This window comes from Streptomyces sp. NPDC048441 (assembly GCF_043200235.1).
GTDB lineage: Bacteria > Actinomycetota > Actinomycetes > Streptomycetales > Streptomycetaceae > Streptomyces.
The window spans coordinates 786,318-806,874 of the sequence record NZ_JBICXM010000001.1; the positions used below are offsets into that span (position 1 = coordinate 786,318).

Genomic DNA, 20,557 nt, shown 5'->3' on the forward strand with positions numbered 1-20,557 from the left:
GGACTGTGAACGACGACGTGGTGTGGTCAGGGACGTGGGTCGCCGAGCGGCTCGGTGTGGAGCTGGTCGGCGACGAGGGGCTGAGCGGCCTGCTCGGCCTCGCCCTGCGCCGCAACCCGAAGCGGGCGCACCTCCTGGTGTCGAACGTCCTCGGCAAGCACGTGCCGCAGCGGCCCTCGGTCGTGTACGCGGCCGGGCGCGACCTCGGTGTCCGGGTGCGCGCGCTCCTGGGCGACGCTCAGGCCCGGCGTGCGGTCGTCCTCGGGTACGCGGAGACGGCGACCGGCCTCGGCCACTGTGTCGCGGACGGCATCGGCCTCGCGCCCTACCTCCACTCGACGCGCCGCCCGGTCGACGGGGTGCGCCAGGCGGGCGGTTTCGAGGAGTCCCACTCGCATGCGACCTCGCATCTGCTGCTGCCCGCCGATCGTCAACTTCTCGCGGGGAATGGCCCGTTGGTGCTCGTGGACGACGAGTTCTCCACCGGCAACACGGTCCTCAACACCATCCGCGCACTGCACGAGCGGTATCCGCGCGAGCGGTACGTCATCGTGGCGCTCGTCGACATGCGCTCCCCACAGGACCAGGGTCGCCTCGCCGAATTCGCCCGCGAGATCGGCGCGCGGGTCGACCTGATCGCGATGGCGTCCGGCACGGTCCGCCTGCCGGACGGGGTGCTTGAGAAGGGGCAGGCGCTGGTCGCGGAGCACGAGGCGGTGGCGCTTCCCGCTCCGCCGCGCAGGGAGCGCGGCTCGGTGTCCCGGGTCGACCTCGGCTGGCCCGCCGGAGTGCCGGACGGCGGGCGCCATGGCTTCGCGCCCGAGCAGCGCCTCGCGCTCGATGCGGCGCTGCCGGGGATGGCGGCCCGGATCGCGGAAGCGCTGGCTCCGGGTCTCGCGGGGTCCGCTGGTCCTGACGCGGCACCGCGCCGCGGCGCCCGCGTCCTCGTACTCGGCTTCGAAGAGCTGATGTACGCGCCGCTCGCCCTCGGGGTCGCCCTGGAGGAGCGGCTGCCCGCCGGTGTCGCGGAGGTGCGGTACTCCACCACCACCCGCTCGCCCGTCCTCGCCGTCGACGACCCCGGCTACGCCATCCGCAGCCGCCTCGTCTTCCCCGCGCACGACGACCCCGCCGACGGACCGGGCGAGCGGTACGCGTACAACGTCGCGGGCGGTGGCTTCGACGCGATAGTCATCGTGGTCGACTCGGCGGGCGACCGTCCCGAACTGCACGCTCCCGATGGCCTGTTGGCGCAGCTGGCTGTGCACGCCCCGCAGGTCCTGCTTGCCGTAGTGCCCTCGTACGTCCCTGAGTACGTCCCCGAAAGGCCCTCCATGCTGCCCGAGCCCCTCCGCGGCCCCGACTTCTCCTCGTACGCGGCCGAAGACGTCGGCTGGCTGCTCCAGGACCTCTCGGACGTACAGCTCGAGGCGCCCACCGAGGAGCGCGAGGAAGCGATACAGAGCGGTGGCGCGCACTACGCCGAGTCGCTGCCGGTCGAGTACCAGCCGAGCCCGCAGTACCAGGAGCTGTTCCACGCGGCGCTCGGCACCTCCGCCGCGCGGATCGCACAGGCCGTCGGTACGGTCACCGAGACGGTGCTCGCCGAGCTCCCCGACAGCCGAAAGCGCGCGGGGACCCCCCTGCCGCGCCCCGTGCTCGTCTCGCTGGCCCGAGCGGGCACCCCCGTCGGCGTCCTGATGCGCCGCTGGGCCCAGCATCGGCACGGCCTCGACCTGCCGCACTACGCCGTGTCGATCGTGCGAGGCCGCGGCATCGACGCGAACGCGCTGCGCTGGCTCGCCGCCCACCACGACCCGGCCGATGTCGTCTTCGTCGACGGCTGGACGGGCAAGGGTGCGATCACGCGTGAACTGGCCGACGCGGTGAAGGAGTTCGAGGAGTCCGGTGGTCCCGTCGGATTCAATCCGGAGATCGCCGTGCTCGCCGACCCCGGCTCCTGCGTGCGCACCTACGGCACCCGCGAGGACTTTCTCATCCCCTCCGCCTGCCTCAACTCGACGGTCTCGGGCCTCATCTCACGCACCGTCCTGCGTGCGGACCTGGTCGGCCCCGACGACTTCCACGGCGCCAAGTTCTACCGCGAGCTGGCCGAAGGTGATGTCTCCGTCGACTTCCTCGACGCCGTCGCGGCCCACTTCGACGAGGTCACCGAGACCGTCGACGCCCAGGTCAAGGAGCTGCTCTCGGCGGACAGGGCCCCGACCTGGGAGGGCTGGGCCGCCGTCGAGCGGATCAGCGAGGAGTACGGCATCCACGATGTGAACCTGGTCAAGCCGGGTGTCGGCGAGACAACACGCGTACTGCTGCGGCGAGTTCCCTGGAAGATCCTCGCCAGGGCGGGCGCGGGGGCCGACCTCGACCACGTACGACTCCTTGCGGAACAGCGCGGCGTACCGGTCGAGGAAGTGGACGAACTCCATTACACCTGCGTCGGGTTGATCCACCCCAAGTTCACCCGCGGCGCCACCGGCACGGACGGCAAGGCGGTGGCAGCCAAGTGAACACGCCCCAGACGGTGCTTGTCGCCAGCGACCTCGACCGCACCCTCATCTACTCCGCCGCAGCCCTCGGCCTCACCATGCCCGACGCGCAGGCCCCGCGCCTGCTCTGCGTCGAGGTGTACGAGAGCAAGCCCCTGTCGTACGTCACCGAGACCGCCGCCGGGCTCCTCGACGAGCTCGGCCGCAGCACGGTCTTCGTACCCACGACCACGCGTACGCGCGAGCAGTACCGCCGCATCCATCTGCCGGGCCCCGCACCGAAGTTCGCGATCTGCGCCAACGGCGGGCAGCTGCTCGTCGACGGTGTGGCCGACCCCGAGTGGCGGGCGGGCGTCGACCGCCGCCTTGCCGCCGAGTGCGCCTCGCTGGCGGAGGTCCGCGCGCACATGGTGCGCACCGCCGACCCGGCGTGGCTCCTGAAGGAGCGGGTGGCCGAGGACCTCTTCGCCTATCTGGTCGTCGAGCGTTCCCTGCTGCCGGAGGGGTGGGTCAAGGAGCTCGCCGCGTGGGCGGAGGGCCGTGGCTGGACTGTCTCATTGCAGGGCCGCAAGATCTACGCCGTGCCGAAGCCGCTCACCAAGAGCGCGGCGGTCCGCGAGGTCGCTCGCCGGATCGGCGCCGACGAGATCCTCGCCGCCGGGGACTCGCTCCTCGACGCCGATCTGCTGCTCGCCGCCGATCGTTCGTGGCGCCCGGGGCACGGCGAGCTCGCCGATACGGGATGGACCGCGCCGGGGCTCACCGTGCTGCCGGAGCGTGGGGTGGCGGCGGGGGAGGAGATCCTGCGGGGGTTCCTCGCGGCGAGCGTTTCTCGCTGCCGCTAGCCTGGGCCCATGCCCCGATACGAGTACCGCTGCCGTTCCTGCGGCGACACCTTTGAGCTGAGCCGTCCGATGGCCGAGTCCGCCGCCCCCGCGAAGTGCCCTGCCGGGCACGAGGACACGGTGAAGCTGCTTTCGACTGTGGCCGTCGGTGGCACGGCCTCGGCTTCGGCGCCGGCCTCGCGCGAAAGCGGCGGCGGTGGTGGCGGAGGCGGCTGCTGTGGTGGAGGCTGCTGCGGCTAGCTGGGGCCCCGCAAGGGGCGCGGGGAACTGCGCGCCCAGCCCCCACCGGCCCGCGCGGATCCATCACCGCACGCAGGGCGCGCCCCCGCACGCCCAGCGCTACCGGACCACAGTCCCAGGCCCCGCCCCGAGCAGCTCGAGTTCCGCCCGCGTGGGCGCCCCCTCCCAGTCCCCGTGCGACGCCACGGCGAAGGCGCCCGTCGTCACGGCCCGGTCGAGGCGCCCCGCCATGTCGTCCCCGTCGAGCAGCGCCGACAGATACCCGGCGACGAACGCGTCCCCCGCACCCACGGCGTCCACCGCCCGCACCGGGCGCGCCGGAGTGTGCAGCGCACCGCCGGGTGCGTCTGCGGTGTATCCGGTGGCCCCGTCGGCACCGAGCTTGACCACGACCTCGCGGACACCCAGACCGAGGAGCGCCTTGGCCAGGGCCGAGGCATCACCGGCGGCCGCGGCCTCCGGAACGCACAGCGGCAGTTCGTCGTCCGAGGCGATGAGGACATCGACGTACGGAATCCAGGAACGCATGACCGCGGCGGCGTCCTCGTAACTCCACAGCCGCGAACGGAAGTTGACGTCGAGGCAGACCGTGGTGCCGTGCTCCCGGGCCAGTTCGATGGCGCGGCGGCAGGCGGTCAGGGCGGAGGGGCCGAGGGCCGGGGTGATGCCGGTGAGGTGCAGTACGCGGGGTGCCTCGGCACTGGCGAAGACGCGCTCGACCGAGGCAGCCGTGAGGCGTGAACCGGCGGAGCCCGCACGGTAGTAGTGCACGCGGGTCACCTCGGGCAGCCGCGGTTCGAAGAGGATGAGGCCCGTGGGCGCGTCCGGATCGCGGGTCGCGCCGCTGACGTCCACGCCCTCGGCACGCAGCGTACGGAGCACCAGCTCGCCCGCCTCGTCATCGCCGACGGCGCCCGCCCACCGCGTCCGGTGGCCGAGCCGGGCCAGGCCGATGGCCACGTTCGACTCGGCACCCGCGACGGACACGTCCATCGAACCGCCCAGCTTGAGCGGGCCGCTGCCGCGCAGGGCGACCATGCTCTCGCCCAAGGTGAGGACATCGGATACACCGGATACACCGGATACACCGGATACACCGGATACACCGGAGAGATCGGAGGCGGCCCTACGGGTGGTGGCGCTCATCGACCGACCCCCGCGGCCCCCGCGGCCCCCGCGGCCCCCGCGACCGCCACGAACTCCGCAGCCCGCTTACGCAGCGCGGCGAGATCCCCGCCGTCCGCCGCGTCCCCGATGAGGGGGGAGCCGACGCCCACCGCGACCGCGCCGAGCGCCAAGTACTCCTCGGCGGCGGCCGCGTCCACGCCGCCCACCGGCACGAAGGGCAGGTCGGGGAAGGGGGCCCGCAGCGCCTTGAGATAGGCGGGGCCGCCCATCGCGGAAGCGGGGAAGATCTTCAGCGCGGTCGCGCCCGCGTCGCTTGCCGCGATCACGTCGGTGGGGGTCAACACCCCGGCGGCGACAGGCAGTTCACGCCGCAGGGCCTCGTCCACTCCCGCTCCGAGCCCCGGCGTCACGATGAGATTGGCCCCGGCGTCCACGGCCCGCCGCGCGTCGTCCGCGGTGAGTACCGTGCCCGCGCCGAGCCACGCCGCCTCACCCAGTTCGGCGCGCGCCCGGCGCAGGACGCCCACTGTGTCGGTGCCGCTGAGGGAGACCTCGACGAGTGGGATGCCGGACTCGACGAGCGCCATGACCGTCCGGAAGGACGCCTCGGCGTCGGTGCCGCGCACGATGGCGACGAGGCGGTGGGCCCGCAGGGCCGCGCTGAAGGCTGTGGCGAGGGGTGTGCTCGGGTCGGACATGCCTCCAGGCTCGCACAGGGCGTTCAGCGTGCCTGGTCAGGGTGAGGCGTGTGCCGGTGCTCGGCGTGCCGCACCTGCTCGGGGTGGCGTGCCTTCCAGTACGGGTTGTCGTGCGGCAGGGCAGAGCCGACCCTCCCGTACATCCCGAAGATCATCAGCAGGACTCCCACCACGAAGCTGAACAGCACGTTCTGGATGCGGAAGGCGAGGAAGTTGAGGCCGGTGTCCAGGAGGGCGAGGTTGACGAAGCCGCTGAGGACGAAGGCGCAGCCGAGGACCATGTTGAGCGTCGAGGCGAAGTTGCCGCCGATCACCATGCCGACGAAGAGGAGAAGGCCGACGCAGATCGACAGGACGCTGAGCGCGCCGTTGGTGTTCAGACCGCCGACGGTGTCGCCGCGGGTGTCGAAGAAGCCGACCTTGTCGATCAGGCCGAAGACGCCGAACGCGAGCAGGACGAGCCCCATCAGCCCCGCGCCGACGCGGTAGACCGTGCTGAGGCGGTGGTCGACGGGCAGATGTTCGTCGAGTGTGACGCGCCGCCTGGGCCGGCTCGCCCCTGGGTGAAGTACATGCGTGGCCATGTCCGCCTCCCTTGGTGCGTGCGGAGGGCATCGCTGCGTACGTAACTCAAGGATCCGCCCATGAGCCGCGGACCGCCAATGCCCGCGAGCCGCGACCGCCGAAAGACACCGCCGGATCCCTTACGCCCCTGGGAAATCCCTAGGGAATCCCTGGGAAATCCCTAGGGAATCTCGTCCCTCTTACGCCCCCTGCCCCCGCTCCTCCCGGATCTGCGTCACCACGCCCGCCACCGTCTGCCGCACGGCCTCGGTCTCGGTCAGGAAGTGCCAGTAGTCCGGGTGGCGGCCCTCCAGGGAGGACACCGCACGGTCCAGGCGGGCGACGGACTCGTCCAGCGGGCGGGCGTGCCGCTGCTCCGGCGTATGGCGGCCCGCCATGGCCAGCCGCTGGGCGTCACGGATCGCGAAGCGGGTGCGCTCGATCTCCTGCTGGGGATCCTTCGCCACCGCGTTCAGCCGATGGAGCCGGTCACCGGCGGCCGATACGGCCTCGTCCGTCGAGTTCAGCAGGGCGCGGACCGTCGACAGCAGGGAGGTGGCGTCGGGCCAGCGCTGCTCTTCGCGCGCCTGCTTGGCTTCCTTGAGCTTGGTCTCCGCCTGCCGTACGTTCTCAGCGGCCTGGTCGGGGACGTGCTGGAGGTCCTGCCAGCAGGCGGCCGTGAACCGCCGCCGCAACTCGCTGAGGACGGGCTCGACCTGACCGCTGCGGGTGGTCAGGGCCTGCGCGCGCGTACGCAGCGAGACAAGGCGGCGGTCTATTTCGGTGGCCCGCTCGGGCAGCCGCTCGGCCTCGGCCCGCACGGCTTCGGCGTCGCGCAGGACGCGGTCGGCGCGCTGCAACGTCTCCGGCACACCGTGCTGCCCGGCCCCTTGGTTGAGCTTGGTCAGCTCGGGCCCGAGCGCGGCGAGGCGGGTGGCCAGATCATCGGCCTTGAGCCCGGCTCCCCGTACGGAATCGAGGGCGTTGGAGGCGGCGAGGAGGGTCTGCCGGGCGCGCTCGATGGCCGGGGCGAGCCGGGCGAGCTGTGTCTCCGCCTTGTCGAGCAGCGGCCCGAGCCCCTGCTGGAACCGGTCCAGATCCTGCTTGGTCCTGTCCAGCTCGCCCTTGGCCTGGGTGAGCTCGGTGCGTGCGCGGGCGGCGACGGCTGCCTCGAGATCATCACGGTCGAGGTCGTGCGCGTCCACCGCGCTGATGTACTGAAGGCTGACTTCGTCGATCCGCCGCCCGATGGCCTCGAAGTCGGAGACCGCACGCTGTGCGGCGGGCGTGGAGTCGACGGCGACGATGGTCTCGATGGAGATCCGCAGATCCCGCTGGGCGGTGTCCAGCTCGTAGAAGGCAGCGGCCGCCGCGTCCTTGGCTGCCTGGGCGTCGGCCCGCACACTCTCCCCGCGCCCACCGAACCACCGCCGGGTGCCGCCGCCGGCGAAGGCCGCGGGGAGGGCGAGGGCGAGGAGGGGGAGCGGCAGGAGGGCGAGCCCTATGGCATCGCGCAGGGCACTGTGGCGAGGGGCGTGGCGTGAGGTCTGGCGAGGGGTCTGGCGCGAGGCCTGATGGACGGCGGCCTTGCGGGGATGCGGCCGCACGCTCCCGCAGGGGCGTACATCCTCATCCGGCACGGCATCCACGACATCCGCTACGACTGGCGTGTCCGGCATATCCGGTGTGTACGGCTGCGAAGGTGTCGCCGTCACTATCCCTCTCCCGTGCTGTCATCCGCCTTGCCCGGTGTCACATTCTCCCACCGGTTAATGACGAACACACGGGCCGGTTAGTTCGCGCCGCGCACCGCGACTTTGCCGCCTTCGCTACGGGCGGACACCAGGCCGCCCGGGATCCGGCCCGCTCCCGGACCGCTGCCGGGGTCAGCCGCCTCCTACCCCCTACGGGTTTGCGGGGCGGGGCCACCGGCAAGGTAGGCTGTCGCCATATCCCGGGCGCGTAGCTCAGTGGTAGAGCGCTGCCCTTACAAGGCAGATGTCGGCGGTTCGAAACCGTCCGCGCCCACCCGGACGAAGACCCCCAGTCGATCACGGCTGGGGGTCTTCGACGCTGTCTCGCGTTTCGATGATTCCGTCCTTCAGCTGAGCCCGGAGATCGTCGATTTCCTGTTGCATGGATTTCAGTTGCTGGTGGGTGTCGAAGAGATAGCGGACCTTGGTGCGCAGGGTCAGCGGATCGATGGGTTTGAGGGCGATGTCGGCCACGCCGAGCAGGAAGGCAGTGGCGGCCAGTTCGCGGCTGACGTCGAAACCGGTGAGCAGGACGATGGGGATGGAACGTGTCTGGTCCAGGCGGCGTACGTAGCGCACCACGTCGAGGCCGCTCACATCCGGCATGTGCACATCGAGCAGGATGAGCCCGATGTTTCCCCGCAGGATCACCCTGAGGGCGTCGTCGCCGTTGGTTACGCTCACCAGCCGGCGGCCGAGCGGGGCCAACGCGCTCTCCAGTGCGAACAGGGTGTCCTTGTGGTCGTCGACGACGAGTATCGCGGAGTTGGTCGGCACGGACTTGAGCCCCCTTTCTCGGTAACCACGCTATGCCGATGCCGAGTTGAAGTATCCGCTCGTGACCTCATGAGCAACACCTGGATTTATTGCGGCAGCACCAGCAGTATCAGCGGCAGCAGAGAAGGCGCGCCGATGCCACCGGCCTGAACTCCCATGGAGGTTGGCACACTCCCGCGTCGCCTGCCCCCGTGGCCGAGGCAGACCGTGGGCATCGGCACATTCCCGCGGTGCCGACGCCCACGTTCGAGGTGAACCGGCCGTGGAGGGGAGCTCGTTCGTGGTCGGCGCTGCCTCCCTTCAGGGTCCTCCCTAGGGGCAGGTAAAGCGGAGTGCGCCCTGCGCATTTTCTCTACGCCGGGGGCGTTGCCCGTGGCGCCGTCGGGCAGACGCAGGTGGGCGAAGCCCGGCTGGATCCCAGCCGTGGAGAAGTGACGGCGCGGTCCATGCCACCTGGTCCCCGCTCGTGGATTGTGCTGTGATCAGGCGTTGGTTCCAGGCGTTCGCAAGCCGAAGGGGTGGACCATGGACGTGCCGAATGTTGTCGGGGACTGGCAGGAGTACCAGTCCGAGGAGTGGGCCGGGCTGCGCGTGCGTGTGCATCGCCTCAGGAAGGCCATTCCTTCACGGGGCCGTGATGGCGGCGCCCGGGGGCTGACGTACGTCAGCTTTCAGGTCACGTTCGAGAATCGGGGCTCCGAGTTCTTCTCGATCGACCTGCGCTCGCACTCTGCTCACTACGACGTCCGCGTGGGGCGGGACGGCCACGGCGCGTTCGTCGACGAGTACGGCGCCGACGGCATCCGTGACTTCAACCTCTATCCGCAGCGCCGGGTGACGGCCACGCTCTATGTCGCGGCGACCGCCGCGAAGCTCAAGCAGATGGACATCCAGATCAGCGCGGCGATCGACAGTGAGCCGTCGTTCGGCTACGTGTGGGTCGGCGGCCTCGGTGTCCACGAGGGCTCCACACGCACCGAATCCCGTGCGTCGACATCGCGTTCCGGTGTCGCCAGTGAAGTGGAGCGCTTCTTGCAGGAGAGCACTCCGGACGACTGACGCACACCCTGGGCGCGCGCACCTACGGCGCCGGCCAAGATGGCGCGGCGCCGCAGGGGGCTGATTTCCTTGAGGGGGAAGTGGTGTCAGTGCCGTGTCGTCAGCACTGACGCCCCGTCAACACTCCATCTTCCATGTGTGGGAGTCACCGCTGTCGTTGGCCCAGCCATTGCTTGCGATCTCCTGGCCGGGGCTGAGACAGACCGTGCCGAAGCCGACCCAGCCCGGGTTCTCGTAGACCTGGACGTGGTCCTTGATGCCGGGGCCGGAGATGCCGTGGTTGGCCCAGGAGGAGTCCTGGTCCTGGATGGGGTCCTCCCAGTCGCCGTCGTCGCCCGACCAGTTGGTGCGCTGGCCGCCGAAGTTCGCGTCCGTCCATGCGCAGAACTGGCCGCTCGGGCACGAGGCCGCCTCGGCTGCGGCGGACGTGGTCACGGCGGCGCCGACCGCCAGGAGCGTGGCGGCGAGCAGGGCCGTGGTCTTGTGCTTGCTGATCACTGTGCGGGCTTCTCTTTCTGTTGATGGGCGGCGAGTTGGGCTGTGGCCTGATGCAGCGCGTGTGTGCGCAGGCTTCGCAGGTCGGCCAGTTCCGTACGGTGCTTGGCGCGGACCGAGGCGAGGGTGCGGTGGCGGTAGGCCGCCTCCGGCTTGAGGTTGTTGGCGATCGTCGAGACCTGGAACCAGCGCCGTTGGTCGCCGTAGAGCGTGCGCTGCGCCGCGGCCAGGCAGCCGTCGGTGTGGGCGCCTACGGAGTAGCCGGTGGGAAGTTTGATGGTCAGCTCTGTGCGGCCCGTGCCGAACAAGGCTGCCGCAGTGCGTTGTTGCAGGGCCGGGTCCTGCCCTTGGCCGCCTCCCGGACGCGGTGGCGTCAGGCCCTGACGCTTCAAACAGCCGTCCGTCAGCTGCTGTTGGGCGGCTTTGATGATGTCGTCCGGAGGGGGTGCGGGGGGCGCGGGCGACGGTGATGGTGCGCACGCGCTCAGGAGGAGGAGTGAGAGGAGAAGGAGGGTGAGGGTGAGGGTGAGGAGCGGGGTGCGCGGCAGCAGGCGCGGGTGCTGAGTCATCGGTGTGCGTCAGCCCGGTTCGCAGCCCATGGTTTCGTGGCTGACACCGTCCAGCTTTGTGGCCCAGGACCAGTCCTCGTCGTAGTCGTCCGAGCGGATCTCCCGGTAGACGCAGCTGCTTCCGGAGCCGTAACTGATGGCGTAGACAGTGCCGTTGTAACGCGACTCGAAGGAGTGGGCTTGGCGTTGCGTGCCGTTCTCCGCCTCCGCGTAGCCGGGCGGGCCGTAGCACCAGGACTGGCCCATCATGCCGGGCTGGGACCAGAAGCAGACCCGGCCGGGGGGCGTGGCGACGTGGGATTCGGCGGTGGCCGAGGGGGCGACCGCGGTCAGGACGGCCGCGAGGGCGGCGGTGACTGCGGCGGTTGTGAGGCGCATGTGCGTGGGCTCCCGGGGGTGGTCGATGCGTTGTGCATGACCTCAATCCCCACCGTTCGCGCAGGTAAGCGCCGTGTCACCCGAAATGCTGACTAGTCGTACCGGGTGGCGCGGCGCTCGTCCTCAGCGCCCCGAGCCCGGATGCGTCCTGCGGTACCTGCGGTCCCAGCGCTCCTGGCGTTCCTTACGGAGGCGGTAGTCGCGGTAGGTCTTGGGGAAGCCGCCGCCGCCTCCACCGCCGCCGCCTCCGCCGGCTCCACCGCCCCCAGCGGCACCTCCAGCACCGGCACTTCCGCCTCCGCCGCTTCCGCTGCTCTTGCCCGAGCCCCTGCGGTCGTGCTGCTGGACCATGAAGAAGACGAGCGCCGCGGCGGCCAGCCACAGGAGTGGCTGGGTGAAACCCAGGCTGACCAGTGCAAGGACCAGGACGACCAAGAGAACATTCATGGCAGCACCTCCTCGGCGTAGAGGGAGTCAACGCCCGCCGTCACTCCGTGTCAATGGCTTTCTCGTGTACGTGTTTCAGCCGCGCGCGAGCCGCCACGGCGTCCGGGCCCGCCACCTGATCCCAGAAGCGATGACAGGTGACGAACACCGCCAACTCCCGTTCCCGATCGCGGAGTTTCTCCACCTCCGCCTGTTCGTCGGGGGTCCAGCCCGGCGATGCGGGGCGCTCCACCTTGCGCCAGCCGTGGTCGTCGCTGAAGCCGTCGAGGGGCTCGACCGACCAGGGGAGCCGCTTCAGCAGGGCGAGGAGTTCCGCCCGGACCTGGTGCAGTTCCTCCTGACCCGCTAGGAGGTCGCTCGGGAAGTCGTATGCAGGGGTTGCAGGCACGCGGTAATGGTACTCCTGTTCGATTTTCGAGGGCGAGAGCCGCCACGCCTGATGTGGGGGGAACTTCGGGGGCATCGGGGAACTTCAGGGCGCTTCAGGGGCGCGGGGGAACTCTCGGGGGCGTGACGACTTCCCGCCCGCGCCTCATACGCGGCAAGCTGTAAGCATGTGCCGCAGCATCAAGACGCTCCGTCCGCCCGCCATCCCCGAGGACGCCACCGAGGAGGAGATCCGGGCCGCCGCGCTTCAGTACGTGCGCAAGGTCTCGGGATTCCGCGCCCCGGCCGCGCACAACCGAGAGGTCTTCGACCGCGCCGTGGACGCCGTCGCCGAAGCCACCGCCGAACTGCTCGCCGGAATCGAGGTGCGTGGCGCCAAGTCGCAGGCTGCCGAGCAGCCCGCCGCGAAGGCGCCTGCCGTCTAGACGCCAACACGCCCAGGCGCCAACACGCCCAGGCGCCAACACGCCCAGACGGCTAGATGCCTAGTTCGCAGCCGTACGAGGCCGTCGCACCAGGAACGCCGCGCCCGCGCCCGCCGCGAACAGCGCGAGCAGTGAGACGCCCGTGGCCAGCCACGTAGCGCCGAGCCACTGCCCGCCGAAGTAGCCGAGCGCCACGCTGTACCCGGCCCAGGCCACGCCCGCGAGCGCCGACCAGGGTAGGAACTCACGCACCTTGCGGTGCGCCGCGCCCGCCGCGAGCGAGACGATCGAGCGGCCCGCGGGGGCGAAGCGCGCGATGACGACGAGAGCACCGCCGCCCCGGGAGAGCGCCGTGCCGAGTCGTTCCTGCGCGGTGGTCAGGCGGCGCGAGCGGGCGATGGCGCGGTCGAGGCGCTCGCCGCCGCGCCAGGCGAGGCGGTAGACGGCGAGATCGCCGAGCACCGATGCGGTGGCCGCGCAGAGCATGAGGATCAGGATGTCGGGGACCTCGTGCGGGACGCTCCCCGCACCTGTTCCCGCCGCGGCCGCCGCGGTGGCTGCCGTGATGACGAGGACGCCGCTCGGCAGTACCGGCAGGACGATGTCGAAGAGCACGGACAGTGCCACTACCGCGTAGATCCATGGGCTGCTGGTCAGCGCGCCCAGACTCATCTGCACCGAAGTTCCCCGTAACTCCCCGGTCGACGACTTGACTGCCGCGACGTCGCGGGGGAGCGGCAGGGGCGGCTTGGTGACAGCTGTACAGCGTACGCGGCGCTCTCCGCCGGAGATCCACAGGGGGCTCATTTGTTCGCTACATCACGTTCACCCGGCTGCCGCCTTCGACGCGGCGTACGGCGCCGAAGTCCCGTACGAACGGAGTCACCAGCAGAGTCAACGGACACTACGGAAGGAGCGGGGCGATGGTGGCAGGAATGCTCGCCGGGGCCGTGGCGACGGCGGTGCTCGCCGCGGGCGGCGGCGTGGCAGGCGGCGACGGGGAACCTTGTTACTGGGTACGGACCGAGGCGCGGTTCGCGCCGCCCACGGCCTTCATCCCCTCATCGGCGATCACGTACGACAAGAGGCTCGTCCCCGCGGCCTCCTGGATCCAGGTCGTGCAGCGCGGCCGACCCGGGGACATGTCCGTCACTGTCCGGGTGAAGGGCATGAAGCCGGGCCACGCGTACGGCGCCCATGTGCATCAGAAGCCGTGCGGCGCCGATCCGGCCGCGGCGGGCGGGCACTACCAGGATCACAAGGACCCGGTCCAGCCGTCGAAGGACCCCGCCTACGTCAATCCGGACAACGAGGTGTGGCTGGACTTCACCGCGGGCCCGGACGGCTCGGGCACGGCGAGCGCCCGCCATGACTGGGAGTTCAGGAAGGGCGGGGCCGGATCCGTCGTGCTGCACCGCGAGCAGGGCGGCGCCGGGGACCGGGTGGCGTGCTTCACGGTTCCGTTCGTTCCCAGCGGCTGAATGAAGCCCTTGCTGGATGTAGCCCTTGAGTGTTGAGCGTGAGCGTGAATGTGACGGTGCCCCTTTCCTCGTACGCGTACGAGGAAAGGGGCACCGTCACATTCGGGGCAGTACTCGTCAGGCAGCCACCGGAGTCCGCTCCGGCGCCGCCTTCGCCTCGCGCTCGCCGCGCGATGCGAAGAGCCGGTCGACGCCGAGTGCGCCCGAACCGGTGAAGACGAGCAGGAGCATGGCCCAGCAGAAGATCGCCGAGGCCTCTCCGCCGTTCTGCATCGGCCACAGCGCTTCCGGCTGGTGCACCTTGAAGTAGGCGTACGCCATCGAGCCCGACGAGATGAACGCCGCGGCACGGGTGCCGAGGCCGAGGGCGACCAGGGTGCCGCCGACCAGCTGGATGACGGCCGCGTACCAGCCGGGCCAGGTGCCGGCGTCGATCGTGCCGCCGCCCGCCGCGCCACCGAGCACTCCGAAGAGCGAAGCGGCGCCGTGGCAGGCGAAGAGCAGGCCGATGACGATACGGAAAAGCCCGAGGGCGTAGGGCTGGGCGCTGTTGAGACGTCCAGTCATGGTGGGGACTCCTTCGGCTGGGGGGACGGTAACCGAGCGGAGGCCCAAGGTTAGGGGAACCTAATCGATGCTTGCAAGTTCAACATCTGGCCAATCCGGAGATTCCACTTCCCTCGCGGGAGATTCCACCTCACTCGCGGAAGGAGTTGCTCCCCTTGCCGGAGTTGCCGGAGGGGTCTCCAGCGCTCCCGCCGCCGTCCGCAGCACGGCCCGCGCCACGGCGTCCGCATCCGACAAGGTCACGGAGTCGACGCCGGGCCTGGCCCCTGCCGCGGTCACCCAGTGCACGCCCTCCGTGGGCACTCCGAATGCGAACCGCTTTGTCTGGACGCGGCCTTGACGGTCGATCAGGTGGTAAGGGCGTGGTGTGACGTCGACTCCTCCGGTTTCGTGGCCGTCGACTGTGTGGGCGCGGCACTGCCCCGTCCTCAGGAGCCGCCCGAGCAGCTCGTCCGCGGTGCGCCGCACGTCCGGTTCGGGGAGCCGCGCCTCGATGAGTGTGGTGACGCGCACATCCGACCCCGGCACATCGGGGGAGTGCGCGAGATACCCCCCGTCCGGGGCGGGACGCACATCGAGACGTGGGCCGAGCACCTCGACGACGCCCGCCTCGATCAGCGCCGTCATCTCCTCGATGCGGCGCCGGGGCGGGCCGATCGACAGGAAGGCGTTGAGCGGCGTGTACCAGCGGTCCAGGTGATCGCGCCTCGACGCGCCGGTCAGGCCGCCGTGGTCGACGATTCCGCGGAGTTCGTTGCGCAGGTCGCGCAGCACGTCGAGGGCGGACTTCAGCGGACTCGCGACATTGCCGAGCGCGGCCTGCGCGGTGTCCTCGCGCAGGTACGTGAGCAGCCAGGCCCGGAAGTCGTCAGGTGAGCGGAAGGTGCGGCCGGAGTACGGCCGCGCAAGCCGGTCCCAGGACCAGCGGGCGGTCTCGGGCAGCCCGAACCGGTCCAGGACCAGGGCCTCTTGGAGAGTGTGGTGCGGCGCGGCGAGGAAGGCGCACCGGAATTTCTCGCGGAAATCCCTTGCCCGCCCGGAGGGTTGGACGAGAGCCGTGTAGTACACCGTCTCCACCTCCTTCGCGACCAGCGGCCATATCTCGTCGAGGAAGTCCGGAGCGTCACCGCTCTCCGCGCGTTTGCGGAACCGGGCTATGACATCGGGGGTGAGGAGGAGCGGCTCGTGCCGTCCGTACGCGCCCTTCGCGTTGTCGCCGCGCGCTTGGTAGGGGATGCCGCGCCGCGACCCGGCGTACAGCTTCGGCTCGCGTCCGGAGGGCTGGTAGCGCAGGCCGCCCCCCGGGGCGGCGAGAGTGAAGCGTCCGCCACGGCCCCTCGTCAGGAGCGCCATGTGGTCGAAGAAGTTCAGGCCGAGGCCGCGCAGCAGGACGCGCTCGCCGGGGGCGATGGCTGAGAGGTCGACGTCGGCGGGGTTGGCGGGCGGTATGTGGCGCAGGCCGTGCCGCGCGGCGTGCGAGGTGAGGTGCTCCTGCCCCGCGTCGCCGACCGCCGGGAGGTGACCCTGTGCGAGGACGACCGCGCTGAGCCCGGTGAGTGCACGGTCGCTGTCGAGTACGAGGGTCTGGTCGCCGTCGCCCGAACCGTCCGCGGAGTCGAGCCGCACGGCGCGCGCCGCGTGCACCTCCACCCGGACCGTGCCGGGGGCGCCGCGCAGGGTCTCGGTGAAGACCCACTCCAGATAGCGGCCGTAACAGGCACGCGTCGGATAGTCGTCCGGGCCGAGCTCCGGCGCGTGACCGGCGGCGGCCCACGTGTACAGGCTCGGCCCCGGCCGGATCGGCCCCGCGCAGTCGACGCTCTCGTCGGTGAAGAGGGTCACCTGGGAGGCGACCGTGTTCATGAGCAGTTCGGCAGGCTGGGCGGTCCGCCAGACGCGTCCCGGTCCCGGGGGCGAGGGGTCGACGACGTGGACCGTCAGCCGTGCCGCGGGCGGCAGGAGTTCGGCGGCCGATGCGCAGAGGCGTTCCAGGACACTTGTGCCGCGGGGCCCCGCGCCGACGACGGCGACAGCAACGTCATGTTCCGGTGCGGTCGCTGCGGATGGTGCGGACAAAGGCGTGACTCCCGGGCGTGGGGGGTGCTGGAAGCGGACGGTCCGCTTCATCATGCCGCCGGAAGGCCGGAAGTCGAACCCCGGAGCGGAGGATCACCACCGGGGTGTGGGGTGCGTCACGTGGGGTGCGGGGGGCGCCGGTCGCCTTTGCGGGACTATGGGAACTACCGGGAAGTTATGAGCGCTACGGGCGCATAAGGACCTTACGTAAGCGGGCGCATAAGGACCTTACGTAAGCGGGCGCATAAGGACCTCACGTAAGCGGGCGCATAAGGACCTCACGAAAACGGGCTCATAAGTCCTCACGTAAACGGGCGCATAAGGACCTCACGAAAGGCGCGACTCCTGCGTCGTCTCGAGGCGCTCCCCGACCCCCTTCACCACCCGCACCTGCTCAAGCCGCACGCCGGCCGAACGGCCCCGCAGCGTCAGCGTCATGAGCTGGTTGCCGAACCACGGGCCGCCCGTTCTGCGCCAGTTGATGGCGGCACGCGTCACCCTGCCGTGCCGTACGAAGCGGCGGCCGAGGGCCCGGCCCACCCTGCTCCAGCCGAAGTGGAAACCCAGCTTTATCGACGTAGGAATGGAGTTGTGGACGGGGGAGCAGGTCAGTTGCAGGACACGCGAGTCCGGGCCGCCGCCCCCCGGCCAGCTCGGTTCCGCGATGTACGCGTGGTGGACGTCGCCGGACAGCACGCACACCGTCGCGGGGGCTCCCGCCCCCGTGCCCGCTTCGGCGATCAGGTCGGTGAGCGCGTCGAAGGACGAGGGGAACGCCGCCCAGTGCTCCAGGTCCGAGCGCCTGCGCAGATTCTCGCCGAAACGGGCCCAGCGCTCGCCGCGCTCGCCACGGCACAGCGCGGCGTTCCAGCCCTCGGCGTCATGGATGAGGTGGGGAAGGAGCCAGGGCAGTGACGTGCCGATCAGGAGGTGGTCGCAGCCGTCCGGACCCCCCGCACCCTCCAGGGCCTGCTCGCGCAGCCAGCGCGCCTCGTCCGGGTCGATCATCCTGCGGTCCTGCTCGTCCAGGACGCGCGCGGCCCGCGTATCGATCATGAGCAGGCGTACGCGCCCGAAGTCCCGGCGGTAGCTCCACCGGGTCGCGGTCGGGTCGGCGTCCGACGCGGCGGCGAAGGCGCGCAGCTCGTCCGTGCCGTCCGGCGAAGCGCACAGCGCGGCGTACAACTCGTCCCGCTCGAGCTCGGCGGGCGGCAGATTGCCGAGGTGCTGGTAGACCCAGTACGACATCAGGCCGCTCAGCACGCGCTCGCGCCACCAGGGTGTCGCGCGCATCTCGGCGAGCCAGGCCGCGCTGGTGTTCCAGTCGTCGATGACGTCGTGGTCGTCGAAGATCATGCAGCTGGGCACGGTGGAGAGCAGCCACCGCACCTCGGGGTCGAGCCACGATTCGTAGTAGAGGTGGGTGTACTCCTCGTAGTCCGCGACCTGGTCGCCCGGCGGGTCGCTCAGGTTCCGCCGTGCCGCGAGCCAGCGGCGCGTCGCGGCGGAGGTGTTGTCCGCGTACACCTGGTCGCCCAGGAGGAGCAGGACGTCGGGGCGGTCGGCGGCCGTGCCGGTGGCGATCCTCGCGGCGAGGGTGTCGAGGGCGTCGGGCCCGACGGGGTCGTGCTCCCCGCTCGGCGGTGCCGCCCAGCGGCAGGACCCGAAGGTGACCCGGAGCGCCTCGTCGTCGCCCCCGCCCGGCGTGCGGATGGTGCTCGGCGGGAAGGGCGAGTCGGGCAGCGGCCACACGGGGGCGCCGCTGTCGCCGAGCCGCACCTCGTACGCGGTCTCCGCGCCCGGCCGCAGTCCCGTGACCGGGATGAGCGCGTAGTGATGGCCCGCCACCTGGAAGGTGTTCGCCGTGCCTTTGGCGCCGTCCGCGCACCGCACCTCGGCGGTGCAGGGCCGGTCGGTCTCGACCCAGACCGTCGCCGCCGAACCGTCGACATACCTCAGCAGTGGACCCAGGCGCAGCCGTGCCACGATGATCACTCCCCTCCGTCGCCCCGTACGGTACGGAACGACGGAGGGCGGTGGCGAGGTTCCGCGGATTCCCGCTGGTTACAGCCTGGTGACCTCAGCCCTCGGTTACCGGTCGGTGAGCGGCTCGTGGCCTCAGCAGCCGTTCCTCAGCAGCCGTTCCTCAGCAGCCGTTGCTCAGCAGCCGTTCCTCAGCAGCCGTTGCTCAGCAGCCGTTGCTCAGCAGCCGTTGAGGATCGAGGACAGCTTGCTCTTCTCCTCCGGGTTCACCGTGAGGCTGTAGTGGTGCTTCACGTCCACCCACATCCGCGCGTACATGCAGTGGTACGACGCGGTGGGCGGCAGCCACTTCGCCGGGTCCTGGTCGCCCTTGCTCTGGTTGACGTTGTCGGTGACGGCGATCAGCTGGGGGCGGGTCAGGTCGTTGGCGAAACCCTGCCTCTGGGCGGTGGTCCAGGCGCTCGCGCCGGACTTCCAGGCCTCGGAGAGCGGGACGACGTGGTCGATGTCGACATCACCCGACGCGGTCCAGGTGCCGCCGTCGTAGGGGGACTTCCAGGTGCCCGATGTGGCCGCGCAGCTGGAGTCCTGCTGGACGTCCGTGCCGTCGCGCTTGAGGACGACCTCGCGGGTGTTGCAGGCGCCGGACTGCGTGATCCAGTGCGGGAACTTCTCACGGCTGTAGCCGTCGGACGAGCCCTCGGCCTTCTCCGTGAGCTGGCCCAGGTAGGTGCGGGCGGTGGCGGCGGAGACCGGCTCCGGGGGAGCGGCCTGGGCGGGGGCGCCGGTGAGGAAGGTCGCGGCGGAGGCGAGGGCGGTCAGGGCGGTGAGGGTGGCGAGACGTCGACGCGCGTAGACAGCGGACATACGAACTCCCTGGGTGTGGGGGGATGTTGGCCGTTGGAGCGGCCATGCTGACGCGGTGGGGTTTCCTGCGGGTGTGCGTCAGGTGACAGGGTCGCGTCAATCGGGTGGTCAGTTCAAGGGTTCTGGCGCTGTGTCATGTCCATTCATCTGTATGAGAGTTGACGAACGGGCGTCCGAATGTCCACGGAGTTCAGCCTGGGGGTGTGGTCCGGGTCACTTTCCAGAGGGCCGAAAGACCCTGGTCCGGGCCGCCGGGGCGTCCCGTACGATGGATGGCGCAGAAGGGGAGTAGCTCTTCGCCGGACCGTCGACATACTGCTCAGCTCGCTGAGCCGGCGCCCGGAGGCAGGCCTCGTCATCGACGTGGTCGGCCAGCGAGACCTTCGGCAAGCAGTGCCTGACGTACACACCTGTGTGCGTCCGTGACATACATGCCCTTGTACGTCTGTGTGCGCTGCCGTGCCGAGGTGTCGTACGTGAAGTACAGATGACTCTCGGTGGGGCAGCCCCGACCGATTGAGGAACCTTGATCAGCTTCAGCGTGATGGCGGTCGTCTTCGGCGTCGTCTTCCTTGCCGAACTCCCGGACAAGACAGCGCTGGCCGGGCTCGTCCTCGGGACGCGCTACCGCGCCTCGTACGTCTTCGTCGGAGTGGCGGCCGCCTTCGTCGTCCATGTCGTGCTCGCCGTGGCGGCGGGCAGCGTACTGACGCTCCTGCCGCAGCAGCTCCTGCATGCCCTGACCGGCGTGCTCTTCCTCGGAGGCGCGGCGGTGCTGCTGCTCAAGGGCGGCGAGGACGAGGAGGACGTCCGTGAGCCCAAGGATCAGAGCTTCTGGAAGGTCTCCGGCGCGGGCTTCATGCTGATCCTGGTCGCCGAGTTCGGTGATCTGACGCAGATCATGACCGCGAACCTGGCCGCCCGTTACGACGACCCGCTCTCCGTGGGCCTCGGCGCGGTGCTCGCGCTGTGGGCGGTCGCCGGGCTCGGCATCGTGGGCGGCAAGGCCCTGATGAAGCGGGTGCCGCTTGCGCTCATCACGAAGGTCGCGGCGCTGCTGATGCTGGGGCTCGGGGTGTGGAGCTTGTACGAGGCGATTGCTTGAGGCGTCTGGGTCTGTCTGGCTCTGCCTGGCTCTCTCTGGCCGGGGCCTCGCGGTGGGTGTGACCTGCGGTGTTGGCGTCTGGTGCCCCCTTTTTGTATCGTGGAGGAACAAAGTGGCTCCGCCCGTGTTCCCTGACCGGCGGGCGGAGCCGCCTTGACTCTTCCTCCGCGGAACCTCCCTCTTCATATCCCTCTGCATCTCCTTCTGC

22 protein-coding genes and 1 tRNA gene are annotated in these 20,557 nt (G+C 70.5%); 8 read left to right on the forward strand and 15 right to left on the reverse strand.

Translation table 11 applies throughout. From position 1 onward, the window contains the following. Nucleotides 1-5 precede the first annotated feature (5 nt). The 3 genes from ACGFSB_RS03475 to ACGFSB_RS03485 are packed head-to-tail and all read left to right on the forward strand — an operon-like array spanning nucleotide 6 to nucleotide 3,589. A complete protein-coding gene (locus ACGFSB_RS03475) occupies nucleotides 6-2,525 on the forward strand; it encodes a phosphoribosyltransferase (RefSeq protein ID WP_393393337.1) in 2,520 nt (839 codons plus the stop codon). Then, nucleotides 2,522-3,349 (forward strand): HAD family hydrolase, encoded by an 828-nt coding sequence (locus ACGFSB_RS03480; protein WP_393393340.1) that lies wholly within the window; start codon nucleotides 2,522-2,524, stop codon nucleotides 3,347-3,349. Before ACGFSB_RS03475 ends, ACGFSB_RS03480 begins: the two co-directional genes overlap by 4 nt. 9 nt (nucleotides 3,350-3,358) lie before the next feature. Further along, complete coding sequence (locus ACGFSB_RS03485) at nucleotides 3,359-3,589, forward strand: zinc ribbon domain-containing protein (RefSeq protein WP_393393342.1); 231 nt, start codon at nucleotides 3,359-3,361, stop codon at nucleotides 3,587-3,589. Nucleotides 3,590-3,688: 99 nt separating this feature from the next. Here the strand turns inward: ACGFSB_RS03485 and ACGFSB_RS03490 are convergent, their stop codons facing one another. The 4 genes from ACGFSB_RS03490 to ACGFSB_RS03505 form a co-directional block, all read right to left on the reverse strand. Further along, the gene (locus ACGFSB_RS03490; RefSeq protein ID WP_393393817.1) at nucleotides 3,689-4,627 is read right to left on the reverse strand and encodes a sugar kinase; all 939 of its coding nucleotides are present in this window, start codon (nucleotides 4,625-4,627) and stop codon (nucleotides 3,689-3,691) included. Between the two features lie 104 nt (nucleotides 4,628-4,731). After that, nucleotides 4,732-5,415 carry a bifunctional 4-hydroxy-2-oxoglutarate aldolase/2-dehydro-3-deoxy-phosphogluconate aldolase gene (locus ACGFSB_RS03495; RefSeq protein WP_393393345.1) on the reverse strand — a complete coding sequence of 228 codons (684 nt, stop codon included), beginning with the start codon at nucleotides 5,413-5,415 and terminating at the stop codon, nucleotides 4,732-4,734. Nucleotides 5,416-5,438: 23 nt separating this feature from the next. Continuing rightward, nucleotides 5,439-5,999: a DUF4383 domain-containing protein gene (locus ACGFSB_RS03500; protein ID WP_393393348.1), complete on the reverse strand. Its 561-nt coding sequence runs from the start codon at nucleotides 5,997-5,999 to the stop codon at nucleotides 5,439-5,441. Between the two features lie 180 nt (nucleotides 6,000-6,179). Continuing rightward, nucleotides 6,180-7,694, reverse strand: coding sequence for a hypothetical protein (locus tag ACGFSB_RS03505; protein WP_393393351.1), 1,515 nt, complete (start codon nucleotides 7,692-7,694; stop codon nucleotides 6,180-6,182). A gap of 241 nt (nucleotides 7,695-7,935) precedes the next feature. On the opposite strand from ACGFSB_RS03505, the gene ACGFSB_RS03510 reads away from it, so the two are divergent. Further along, nucleotides 7,936-8,007: transfer RNA gene (locus tag ACGFSB_RS03510), tRNA-Val, on the forward strand. A 23-nt stretch (nucleotides 8,008-8,030) separates the two neighbouring features. On the opposite strand, the gene ACGFSB_RS03515 is transcribed toward ACGFSB_RS03510, so the two are convergent. After that, complete coding sequence (locus ACGFSB_RS03515) at nucleotides 8,031-8,510, reverse strand: two-component system response regulator (protein ID WP_393393354.1); 480 nt, start codon at nucleotides 8,508-8,510, stop codon at nucleotides 8,031-8,033. A 525-nt stretch (nucleotides 8,511-9,035) separates the two neighbouring features. On the opposite strand from ACGFSB_RS03515, the gene ACGFSB_RS03520 reads away from it, so the two are divergent. Beyond that, the gene (locus ACGFSB_RS03520) at nucleotides 9,036-9,569 is read left to right on the forward strand and encodes a hypothetical protein (RefSeq protein ID WP_393393356.1); all 534 of its coding nucleotides are present in this window, start codon (nucleotides 9,036-9,038) and stop codon (nucleotides 9,567-9,569) included. A 117-nt stretch (nucleotides 9,570-9,686) separates the two neighbouring features. Here ACGFSB_RS03520 and ACGFSB_RS03525 read toward each other — a convergent pair whose 3' ends face one another. From ACGFSB_RS03525 to ACGFSB_RS03545, 5 genes are all read right to left on the reverse strand, one after another. Next, nucleotides 9,687-10,064, reverse strand: a complete 378-nt coding sequence (locus ACGFSB_RS03525; RefSeq protein ID WP_393393820.1) for a peptidase inhibitor family I36 protein — start codon at nucleotides 10,062-10,064, stop codon at nucleotides 9,687-9,689. Continuing rightward, nucleotides 10,064-10,633, reverse strand: a complete 570-nt coding sequence (locus ACGFSB_RS03530) for a hypothetical protein (RefSeq protein ID WP_393393359.1) — start codon at nucleotides 10,631-10,633, stop codon at nucleotides 10,064-10,066. Before ACGFSB_RS03530 ends, ACGFSB_RS03525 begins: the two co-directional genes overlap by 1 nt. Nucleotides 10,634-10,642: 9 nt before the next feature. Continuing rightward, a complete protein-coding gene (locus tag ACGFSB_RS03535) occupies nucleotides 10,643-11,011 on the reverse strand; it encodes a hypothetical protein (RefSeq protein WP_393393362.1) in 369 nt (122 codons plus the stop codon). Between the two features lie 123 nt (nucleotides 11,012-11,134). Beyond that, nucleotides 11,135-11,458, reverse strand: coding sequence for a hypothetical protein (locus ACGFSB_RS03540; RefSeq protein ID WP_393393365.1), 324 nt, complete (start codon nucleotides 11,456-11,458; stop codon nucleotides 11,135-11,137). A 40-nt stretch (nucleotides 11,459-11,498) separates the two neighbouring features. Then, nucleotides 11,499-11,846 carry a hypothetical protein gene (locus tag ACGFSB_RS03545; RefSeq protein ID WP_393393368.1) on the reverse strand — a complete coding sequence of 116 codons (348 nt, stop codon included), beginning with the start codon at nucleotides 11,844-11,846 and terminating at the stop codon, nucleotides 11,499-11,501. 166 nt (nucleotides 11,847-12,012) lie between these two features. On the opposite strand from ACGFSB_RS03545, the gene ACGFSB_RS03550 reads away from it, so the two are divergent. Further along, nucleotides 12,013-12,270 carry a DUF2277 domain-containing protein gene (locus ACGFSB_RS03550; protein WP_393393371.1) on the forward strand — a complete coding sequence of 86 codons (258 nt, stop codon included), beginning with the start codon at nucleotides 12,013-12,015 and terminating at the stop codon, nucleotides 12,268-12,270. A gap of 60 nt (nucleotides 12,271-12,330) precedes the next feature. Here the strand turns inward: ACGFSB_RS03550 and ACGFSB_RS03555 are convergent, their stop codons facing one another. Continuing rightward, nucleotides 12,331-12,942, reverse strand: coding sequence for a DedA family protein (locus ACGFSB_RS03555; protein WP_393393823.1), 612 nt, complete (start codon nucleotides 12,940-12,942; stop codon nucleotides 12,331-12,333). Nucleotides 12,943-13,193: 251 nt separating this feature from the next. On the opposite strand from ACGFSB_RS03555, the gene ACGFSB_RS03560 reads away from it, so the two are divergent. Beyond that, complete coding sequence (locus tag ACGFSB_RS03560; protein WP_393393374.1) at nucleotides 13,194-13,751, forward strand: superoxide dismutase family protein; 558 nt, start codon at nucleotides 13,194-13,196, stop codon at nucleotides 13,749-13,751. Between the two features lie 117 nt (nucleotides 13,752-13,868). On the opposite strand, the gene ACGFSB_RS03565 is transcribed toward ACGFSB_RS03560, so the two are convergent. The 4 genes from ACGFSB_RS03565 to ACGFSB_RS03580 form a co-directional block, all read right to left on the reverse strand. Beyond that, the gene (locus ACGFSB_RS03565; RefSeq protein ID WP_393393376.1) at nucleotides 13,869-14,318 is read right to left on the reverse strand and encodes a DoxX family protein; all 450 of its coding nucleotides are present in this window, start codon (nucleotides 14,316-14,318) and stop codon (nucleotides 13,869-13,871) included. 60 nt (nucleotides 14,319-14,378) lie between these two features. Then, on the reverse strand, nucleotides 14,379-16,445 hold the full coding sequence (locus ACGFSB_RS03570; RefSeq protein ID WP_393393825.1) for an FAD/NAD(P)-binding protein: 2,067 nt from the start codon (nucleotides 16,443-16,445) through the stop codon (nucleotides 14,379-14,381). Nucleotides 16,446-16,721: 276 nt separating this feature from the next. Continuing rightward, complete coding sequence (locus ACGFSB_RS03575) at nucleotides 16,722-18,380, reverse strand: alkaline phosphatase D family protein (protein ID WP_393393378.1); 1,659 nt, start codon at nucleotides 18,378-18,380, stop codon at nucleotides 16,722-16,724. 216 nt (nucleotides 18,381-18,596) lie between these two features. Next, on the reverse strand, nucleotides 18,597-19,244 hold the full coding sequence (locus ACGFSB_RS03580) for an HNH endonuclease family protein (RefSeq protein WP_393393380.1): 648 nt from the start codon (nucleotides 19,242-19,244) through the stop codon (nucleotides 18,597-18,599). A 526-nt stretch (nucleotides 19,245-19,770) separates the two neighbouring features. Here ACGFSB_RS03580 and ACGFSB_RS03585 point away from each other — a divergent pair. Further along, the gene (locus ACGFSB_RS03585) at nucleotides 19,771-20,349 is read left to right on the forward strand and encodes a TMEM165/GDT1 family protein (protein WP_393393383.1); all 579 of its coding nucleotides are present in this window, start codon (nucleotides 19,771-19,773) and stop codon (nucleotides 20,347-20,349) included. Nucleotides 20,350-20,557: the final 208 nt, after the last annotated feature.

Excerpts from the sequence above, each read along its gene's own strand:
- ACGFSB_RS03485 (WP_393393342.1), top strand. The coding sequence starts at position 3,359 with ATGCCCCGATACGAGTACCGCTGCCGTTCCTGCGGCGACACCTTTGAG.
- ACGFSB_RS03490 (WP_393393817.1), bottom strand. The coding sequence starts at position 4,627 with ATGGTCGCCCTGCGCGGCAGCGGCCCGCTCAAGCTGGGCGGTTCGATG.
- ACGFSB_RS03495 (WP_393393345.1), bottom strand. The coding sequence starts at position 5,415 with ATGTCCGACCCGAGCACACCCCTCGCCACAGCCTTCAGCGCGGCCCTG.
- ACGFSB_RS03500 (WP_393393348.1), bottom strand. The coding sequence starts at position 5,999 with ATGGCCACGCATGTACTTCACCCAGGGGCGAGCCGGCCCAGGCGGCGC.
- ACGFSB_RS03520 (WP_393393356.1), top strand. The coding sequence starts at position 9,036 with ATGGACGTGCCGAATGTTGTCGGGGACTGGCAGGAGTACCAGTCCGAG.
- ACGFSB_RS03530 (WP_393393359.1), bottom strand. The coding sequence starts at position 10,633 with ATGACTCAGCACCCGCGCCTGCTGCCGCGCACCCCGCTCCTCACCCTC.
- ACGFSB_RS03535 (WP_393393362.1), bottom strand. The coding sequence starts at position 11,011 with ATGCGCCTCACAACCGCCGCAGTCACCGCCGCCCTCGCGGCCGTCCTG.
- ACGFSB_RS03540 (WP_393393365.1), bottom strand. The coding sequence starts at position 11,458 with ATGAATGTTCTCTTGGTCGTCCTGGTCCTTGCACTGGTCAGCCTGGGT.
- ACGFSB_RS03550 (WP_393393371.1), top strand. The coding sequence starts at position 12,013 with ATGTGCCGCAGCATCAAGACGCTCCGTCCGCCCGCCATCCCCGAGGAC.
- ACGFSB_RS03555 (WP_393393823.1), bottom strand. The coding sequence starts at position 12,942 with ATGAGTCTGGGCGCGCTGACCAGCAGCCCATGGATCTACGCGGTAGTG.
- ACGFSB_RS03560 (WP_393393374.1), top strand. The coding sequence starts at position 13,194 with ATGGTGGCAGGAATGCTCGCCGGGGCCGTGGCGACGGCGGTGCTCGCC.
- ACGFSB_RS03565 (WP_393393376.1), bottom strand. The coding sequence starts at position 14,318 with ATGACTGGACGTCTCAACAGCGCCCAGCCCTACGCCCTCGGGCTTTTC.
- ACGFSB_RS03570 (WP_393393825.1), bottom strand. The coding sequence starts at position 16,445 with ATGAAGCGGACCGTCCGCTTCCAGCACCCCCCACGCCCGGGAGTCACG.
- ACGFSB_RS03580 (WP_393393380.1), bottom strand. The coding sequence starts at position 19,244 with ATGTCCGCTGTCTACGCGCGTCGACGTCTCGCCACCCTCACCGCCCTG.